Source organism: Streptomyces sp. NPDC001903, from assembly GCF_042891345.1.
GTDB lineage: Bacteria > Actinomycetota > Actinomycetes > Streptomycetales > Streptomycetaceae > Streptomyces.
In genome coordinates this window covers 77,743-84,148 of record NZ_JBIASZ010000029.1, presented here as the reverse complement: position 1 = coordinate 84,148, position 6,406 = coordinate 77,743, and the positions used below count along the sequence as shown (strand labels likewise).

At 72.3% G+C, this 6,406-nt stretch carries 5 protein-coding genes and 1 pseudogene; 2 read left to right on the top strand and 4 right to left on the bottom strand.

Annotated features, from left to right (window positions below; all coding sequences use genetic code 11):
* Positions 1–96 precede the first annotated feature (96 nt).
* The 3 genes from pfkB to ACFYZS_RS38360 all read right to left on the bottom strand — a co-directional run bounded on the left by pfkB (position 97) and on the right by ACFYZS_RS38360 (position 3,437).
* Positions 97–1,047, bottom strand: a complete 951-nt coding sequence (gene pfkB, locus ACFYZS_RS38370) for a 1-phosphofructokinase (protein WP_389023591.1) — start codon at positions 1,045–1,047, stop codon at positions 97–99.
* On the bottom strand, positions 1,044–1,802 hold the full coding sequence (locus ACFYZS_RS38365; protein ID WP_389023588.1) for a DeoR/GlpR family DNA-binding transcription regulator: 759 nt from the start codon (positions 1,800–1,802) through the stop codon (positions 1,044–1,046). The genes pfkB and ACFYZS_RS38365 overlap by 4 nt, the downstream gene beginning before the upstream one ends.
* Before the next feature lie 123 nt (positions 1,803–1,925).
* A complete protein-coding gene (locus tag ACFYZS_RS38360; protein ID WP_389023585.1) occupies positions 1,926–3,437 on the bottom strand; it encodes an MFS transporter in 1,512 nt (503 codons plus the stop codon).
* 63 nt (positions 3,438–3,500) lie between these two features.
* Between ACFYZS_RS38360 and ACFYZS_RS38355 the strand changes: the two genes are divergently transcribed.
* A complete protein-coding gene (locus tag ACFYZS_RS38355) occupies positions 3,501–4,451 on the top strand; it encodes a helix-turn-helix transcriptional regulator (RefSeq protein WP_389023582.1) in 951 nt (316 codons plus the stop codon).
* A gap of 105 nt (positions 4,452–4,556) precedes the next feature.
* Here the strand turns inward: ACFYZS_RS38355 and ACFYZS_RS38350 are convergent, their stop codons facing one another.
* Positions 4,557–5,534 carry an RNA polymerase sigma factor RpoD/SigA gene (locus ACFYZS_RS38350; protein ID WP_389023579.1) on the bottom strand — a complete coding sequence of 326 codons (978 nt, stop codon included), beginning with the start codon at positions 5,532–5,534 and terminating at the stop codon, positions 4,557–4,559.
* A gap of 324 nt (positions 5,535–5,858) precedes the next feature.
* Here ACFYZS_RS38350 and ACFYZS_RS38345 point away from each other — a divergent pair.
* Positions 5,859–6,386: pseudogene (locus ACFYZS_RS38345) on the top strand (Uma2 family endonuclease); the annotation flags it as partial.
* Between the last annotated feature and the right edge of the window lie 20 nt (positions 6,387–6,406).

Here is a 6,406-nt window from a genome sequence, read left to right as displayed (position 1 = left end):
TCCGTGCGGTGAGTTCCTAGACAGCTCCCACCACACCGGAGGTCTTCGCCATGTTCAAGACCCGCCCAGTGTCAACAACGCTCGTGATCAATACACCTAGGGAGCGACGGGAGCGGAGAGGCCGAGGGCCGCGGGCGGGTTCTCGGTGATGCGGACGGCCTCGGGGCGCAGGTCCCCGGGGGTCGGCATGGCGCTGCCGGGGAGCTGGACCGCGGCCGCGCCGTGGGCCAGGGCCGAGGCGAGGGCCTTGGAGCCGGTCCCGCCCGCGATGAGGAACCCGGCCAGGGAGGCGTCGCCCGCGCCGACGTCGCTGCGGACTGCGGCCACGGGGGCCGTGCCGTGGAAGGTGCCTTCGGCGCTCACCAGGAGCTGGCCGTCGGCGCCGAGCGAGGCCAGCACCGCGCCCGCGCCCCGGGAGCGGAGCTCCTCGGCCGCCCGGATGGCATCGCCGAGGGTGGCGAGCGGCCGGCCGACCGCCTGGGCGAGCTCCGACGCGTTCGGCTTGACCAGGTCCGGGCGGGCCGGCAGGGCGGCGGTCAGCGGCGGGCCCGAGGTGTCGAGGGCGACCCGGGCGCCGGCCTCGCGGGCGCGGGCGACCAGTTCGGCGTACCAGTCGGGCGCCAGGCCGCGCGGGAGGCTGCCGCAGGCCGCGATCCAGTCGGGGTGGCCGTCGGCGGTGCGGACGGTCTCCAGCAGGAGGGCGGATTCCTCCGCGGTGAGTTCGGGGCCGGGTGCGTTGATCTTGGTCAGGGTGCCGTCCGGTTCGACGAGCGCGATGTTGGATCGGGTCTGCCCGGCGACCGTCACCGCCGTGACGTCCACGCCCTGTAGGCCGAGCAGTTCGGCGATCAGCGCGCCCGGGGCGCCGCCGAGCGGCAGGACCGCCGTCGTGAAGACCCCTGCGGCGGCCACCGCGCGGGAGACGTTGACCCCCTTGCCGCCGGGGTCGACGCGGTCGCCGGTGGCGCGCAGCACCGCGCCGCGCTCCAGCGACGGGACCTCGTACGTCCGGTCGAGGGAGGGGTTCGGGGTGACGGTGAGGATCATACGAGCACGACTTCCGTACCGGCGGCTTCGATGGCCGCCTGCTGGGCAGGGGCGAGCCCCTGGTCGGTGATCAGGAGGTCCACGTCCGCGAGGGAGCCGAAGCGGGCGAAGTGCTCGCGGCCCGCCTTCGAGGAGTCGGCGAGCAGCACCACCCGGCGGGCGGCCGCCATGGCGGCCCGCTTGACGGCGGCTTCCGCGAGGTCGGGGGTGAAGAGGCCGTGCGCCGAGAATCCGTTGGCGGCGAGGAAGGCGACGTCGGCTCGGATCTCGGCGTAGGCGCGCAGGGCCCAGGCGTCGACGGCGGCCCGGGTGCGGTGGCGGACGCGGCCGCCGACGAGGTGGAGGTCGATGCCGGCGTGGTCGGCGAGGCGGGCGGCGACGGGCAGGGCGTGGGTGACCACGGTGAGCGCGCAGTCGACGGGGACCGCGGCGGCGAGGCGGGCGACGGTGCTGCCCGCGTCGAGGACGATGCTCCCGCCCTCGGGGAGTTCGGCGAGGGCGGCGGCCGCGATGCGGTCCTTCTCGTCGGCGCGGGTGGCCTCGCGTTCGGTGAGGTCCGGTTCGAAGTCGAGGCGGCCGGCCGGGATGGCCCCGCCGTGCACGCGGCGGACCAGGCCGGCCCGGTCCAGGGTCTTGAGGTCGCGGCGTACGGTCTCGGCCGTGACCTGGAAGCGGTCGGCGAGGGAGAGGACGTCGATGCGGCCCGCCTCGCGGGCGAGCCGCAGGATCTCCTGCTGGCGTTCCGGTGCGTACATGTGGATTCACGTCCGTTTCGACGGATTACGCCCCACTGTACGACGATCCATGGCCAAACAAAACCAAACGGGCACGTCCGCCCACAGGAGCGGACATGCCCGTCAGGAAGGCGCGGGAGCCGGTCAGCCGGCCGGGACCGCCTCGGGTGCGGCCGGGGCGTCCTGCGCGCCGCCCTCGCGCTGGTCCATCGGGATCTGCTTGCGCGGCAGCACGAACATCACCGCGAAGATCACGACGAGCACCGCCACGACCCACCACAGCGCGCCGCGGAAGGCTTCGACGTACGGGACGCCGAAGATCCTGTCGTCCTCGATCGACCCGAAGAAGACGACCGAGGTCAGCGCGAGACCGAGCGCGTTGCCCATCTGGCCGGTGGTGTTGATCAGGCCGGAGGCCGAGCCGGCGTGCTCGCGCGGCACCTGGGACAGGATGGTGTCGTTCAGCGGGGCGACGATCAGGCCCATGCCGATGCCCATGACGACCAGCGGGGCGGCCATCTGCCAGGAGACGATCTCCATGCCGTAGCGCTGCGACTCCCAGACGTAGAGGAGCAGGCCCGCGGCCATGACCAGCGCGCCGGCCTGGAGCACCTTGCGGCCGAAGCGCGGGACCAGCTTCTCGACCGAGAGGCCGGCGGCGACGGAGACGGCGATGGAGAAGGGGATGCCCGTGCTGCCCGCGTGCAGGGGGGTCCAGCCGAGGCCCATCTGCATGTAGAGCGTCCAGACCAGGAAGAAGATGCCGGTGGCCAGGCCGAAGGCCAGCTGGACCGCGATGCCGCCGGCGAAGCTCTTGACCTTGAAGAGGGAGAGCTCGACGAGCGGGGAGCCGTCCTTCTTGATCTTGTACTTCTCGTACGCGATGAAGGCGGCGAAGACGAGCGGCGACGCGATCATGCAGACGAAGCCCCACAGCGGCCAGCCGTTCTCCCGGCCCTGGGTGAGCGGGAAGATCAGCATGACCAGGGCGGTGGTGGCGAGCACGACGCCGACCAGGTCCAGGCGCAGCGCCTGCGGGGCCTTGGACTCGGAGATGAACTTGCGGCCCAGGATGACGGCCGCGATGCCGACGGGCAGGTTGATCAGGAAGATCGTGCGCCATTCGAGGCCGAAGAGGTTCCACTCGGTGAGCAGCGCGCCGAGCATCGGTCCCGAGACCGCGCCGAGGCCGACGATCGCGCCGAACATCCCGAAGACCTTGCCGCGCTCCTGAGGCGGGAAGGTGACATGGATGATCGCCAGGACCTGCGGGACCATCATCGCCGCCATGCCTCCCTGAAGGAGGCGGGAGGCCACGAGCATCGCGGGATCGGCCGCGATGCCGCAGAGCAGCGAGGCGGCGGTGAAGCCGGCGACGCCGACGAGGAAGAGGCGCTTGCGGCCGAAGATGTCACCGAGACGACCGCCGGTGATCAGGCCGGCGGCGAAGGCGAGCGCGTAGCCGGCGGTGATCCACTGGATGGCGCTGGTCGAGGCGCCGAAGTCCTGGCGCATGCTGGGTATCGCGATGTTGACGATCGTGACGTCGACCAGGTCCATGAAGGACGCGGTCATCACGATGGCGAGCGCCAGCCAGCGGCGGCGGTCGGTGGGCTCACTGGGTGGCTGGGACGTCTCGGTGGTCTCGGTGGTCATGAGGAGAAACCTAGAGGGCATCTAGGTCGGTTAGTGTCCTATTTCCCAGGCAATCTGGACGGCATGACCGACACCCCGGCACGGCTGCTGACCCTGCTCTCCCTGCTCCAGACCCCGCGCGAATGGCCCGGGAGCGAGCTGGCGGAGCGGCTGCGGGTGAGCCCGCGCACGATCCGGCGCGACATCGAGCGGCTGCGGGAGCTGGGCTACCCGGTGGAGGCCACGCTGGGCGCGGAGGGCGGGTACCGGCTGGTGGCCGGCGCCGCGATGCCGCCGCTGCTGCTGGACGACGAGGAGGCGGTGGCGATCGCGGTGGGGCTGCGGGCGGGCGCCGGGCATGCGATCGAGGGGGTGGAGGAGGCGTCCGTACGGGCCCTCGCGAAGCTGGAACAGGTCCTGCCCGGGCGGCTGCGGCGCCGGGTGGGCGCGCTGCAGTCGGCGACGGTCGCGGTGACCCGGGGGGACGGGCCGAGCATCGACCCGCGCACGCTGACCACGATCGCGGCGGCGGTGGCGGGGCCCGAGCGGCTGCGGTTCGCGTACCGGGCGCGGGACGGGGCGGACACCCGGCGGCTGGTGGAGCCGTACCGGCTGGTCAGCACGGGGAGCCGGTGGTACCTGGTGGCGTACGACCTGGACCGGGGGGACTGGCGGACGTTCCGGGTCGACCGGGTGGCGGAGCCGTTCGCGACGGGCGCCCGGTTCGCGCCGCGGGAGCTGCCGGTCGACGCGGCGGAATTCGTACGGCGCGGGCTGCGGGGCGGGGAGACGTACGCGGTGGACGTGTCGTTCGCGGCCCCGGCCGAGGCGCTGCCGGGGTGGCTGCGCCAGCACGCCGAGCCCGTGGGCGGGGGCTGCCGGGTGCGGTTCGCCAGCGGGGACTCCCCGGAGTGGGTGGCGGCCCGGCTGGCGCTGACCGCGGCGCCCTTCACGGTGCACTCCCCGGACTTCCTGGCCGCGGCGGCCGGCGCGCTCGCGTCCCGGCTCACGGCGGCCGTGTCCCCGCAGGGGTGAGTGCGGGCGAGGGGGAGCCCCCGGCGCCTGGGGGGGTAGGCACCGGGGGCTCGTTCAGGGGGCCGGCAGGGCGGCGCGGGCGGAGCAGTGCGGGCAGGGGGCGGGTCAGGCCACCGCGTCGAAGCCCGTGTCGCGGGCCATCCGCTTCAGCTCCAGGAGCGCGTGCTTCTCGATCTGGCGGATCCGCTCGCGGGTCAGGCCGTGCTGCTTGCCGACCTCGGTCAGGGTCCGCTCGCGGCCGTCGTCGATTCCGTACCGCATCTTGATGATCGACGCCGTGCGCTGGTCCAGCTTGCCCAGCAGGTCCTCCAGCTCCTCGCTGCGCAGGAGGGACAGGACGGACTGCTCGGGGGAGATCGCGGAGGTGTCCTCCAGGAGGTCGCCGAACTGCGTCTCGCCCTCGTCGTCCACCGACATGTTCAGGCTGACCGGGTCGCGCGCCCAGTCCAGTACGTCGCCCACGCGCTTCTCCGTCGAGTCCAGCTCGGCGGCGATCTCGGCGTGCTCCGGGTCCCGGCCGTTCTCGCGGTTGAACTCGCGCTGGACGCGGCGGATCCGGCCGAGCTCCTCGACCAGGTGGACGGGGAGGCGGATGGTGCGGGACTGGTCGGCGATGGAGCGGGTGATGGCCTGGCGGATCCACCACGTGGCGTACGTGGAGAACTTGAAGCCCTTGGCGTAGTCGAACTTCTCGACGGCGCGCACCAGGCCGGCGTTGCCCTCCTGGATCAGGTCGAGCAGGGGCAGACCGCTGCGCGGGTAGCGGCGGGCGACCGCCACGACGAGGCGCAGGTTGGAGCGGATGAAGATCTCCTTGGCCCGCTCGCCTTCCGCGGCCAGTGCTTCCAGTTCCTCGCGGGCCGGGGTCTCGCCCTCGCGCTCTATCTCGCCGTCGAGGATCTGCTGGGCGTACACGCCCGCCTCGATGATCTGCGAGAGCTCCACTTCCTTGGCCGCGTCGAGCAGCGGGGTACGCGCGATCTCGTCCAGGTACATGCCCACCAGGTCGCGGTCGGCGATCTCCCCGCCCACAGCGCGGGCGCTGCCCCTGGATTGACGACGGGCGACGGCGCGGGTTGCCATGCGTGCTCCCTTGCAATGAGTTAGGTCGCGGTGCGGCTGCTGGAACGCGGCTCCGCGTCCCTGGACACTCTCCCGAGTGCCCGCTTCCGAAGGAAACAACGACTGGAATCGGGACAGAATTCCCACGCCGGTCCCTCTTTTTGGAGATCTTGCAGTATCCTGCCCCGCCACCGCGCTCACGTGACCGTCGTCACACTCCGCGGCGCGTCCCGTGGCTGCTCACTCCGCCCCTGAAGACGACCAGCGGCCGCTTCTGGTTGCCTGGCCCGCCAGCGAATCGCTGCATAGCCGACAACCAGCCCATCCACCCCAAACCGGGAGAGTCGCTTGTGCCGCCCGGCCGGCGACACCCAGACTGAGTCACCCACGGGTCGCTACTCGCACGGACGGATCGCGAACCGGCTTCGCCGCGCCTTGGGCGCGTTCCTGCCACGTGGCGAGTACGCCGCGTACCAGGACGTGAACGTCGTCCACCACCGCAAGGCTTGGATCCCCGACCTGTTCATCTCCCTGGATGACGCGGAGGAACACGTCACCGAGGACGGCCTCGGAATCGAGGCCACCGCAGTCCGGCTCATCGTCGAGGTCGTCTCCCCCGGCCACGACAACATCACGCGTGACCGCACCCGCAAGCGACGGGAGTACGCACGCGCGGGGATTCCGGTCCATGTGCTCATCGACGACTACGACGCGGGCGGCACCGTCACCGTGCTGAGCGTCCCCGACCCCGAGAGCGCCGTCTACGAGGACGAGGTCAGGGCCTCCTACGGGACCGGCGCCACCATCCCCTCGGGTCCCGCCAAGGGGTTCACCATCGGCGAGGAGATCACCGGGCCGGGCGGGGCGGCCTAGGCCGGGAACAAGACCGGCCC